The sequence below is a fragment of the Mycobacterium sp. 852002-40037_SCH5390672 genome (genome assembly GCF_001665875.1).
Lineage (GTDB): Bacteria > Actinomycetota > Actinomycetes > Mycobacteriales > Mycobacteriaceae > Mycobacterium.
Genome location: NZ_LZTA01000035.1, coordinates 1 through 810, shown reverse-complemented (window position 1 = coordinate 810; position 810 = coordinate 1). Strand labels below are relative to the sequence as shown.

Sequence of the window (810 nt, the reverse complement as noted above, 5' to 3'; positions counted from 1 at the left end):
GGCGGAATCGAGCGTTGCGGCGTACTCGTCCGGACCCAGACTTGCCGCCCGTTCCGTCAGACCGCGCGCCAGCGCATAGATCGCCTCGACGGCGCCGTGCCGATCGGCACGGCGGGCGAGCCCGCCCTCGCGGACAGCGTCCCGGACGATGCCGTCGATGATTTCGCGGAATACCTGGAACCCCGAGTTGCCCGTCGCCGTGTCATCGACGGCGATCGCATTCTCCGCCCGGATCACCCACTCGAACGCCGCGAGGTCGGGGTACTCGCGCATCAACCGGCCCGATTCGTCGAGGACCGCTTCTATTCGCGTGACCGCGGTGCCCGGGCGGGCGGCCGCCCGCCGCAGTCGGGGAACCGCGACGTCGGTTCGCGCCGCCACCGCGGCCTTCATCAGTTCGGACTTGTTCGGGAAGTAGTTGTACAGGCTGCCGCTGGTCATGTCGGCCGCGCGAGCGATCTCACGAATCGTCGCCCGGGCGTAGCCCGCCTCGGCTACACAGCGCATCGCCGCGGTGATGATCCGGGCGCGCGTCTGCTCACCGTCGGCCCCCACCGGCCGGCCCAACTGCGACGCCTTGACGGTCATACCGCGCAGTCCCCGCCACCGGTCCGTTCGTCACGCACCGCGCACCTCGCGCCAACAACGTCAAGGAAATTGATCGTCCGATTATATTCGGTGTGTCGGATCGGCGGCCGGCGGACAGGATGCGACCAGTGGGGACAGCACCGTGACGCGGACGCAACGCGGGCGTCCGGTAGGTGCCAGCGGCGAGGAGACTCGCCGGCGGATCATCATCGCCACTATGCG

The 810-nt window shown here is 69.3% G+C and carries 1 protein-coding gene; it reads right to left on the bottom strand.

Annotated features, from left to right (window positions below; translation table 11 throughout):
* The coding region (locus A5782_RS05245) for a TetR/AcrR family transcriptional regulator (RefSeq protein WP_067096139.1) at positions 1-588 on the bottom strand (588 nt) is incomplete at its 3' end.
* Positions 589-810: the final 222 nt, after the last annotated feature.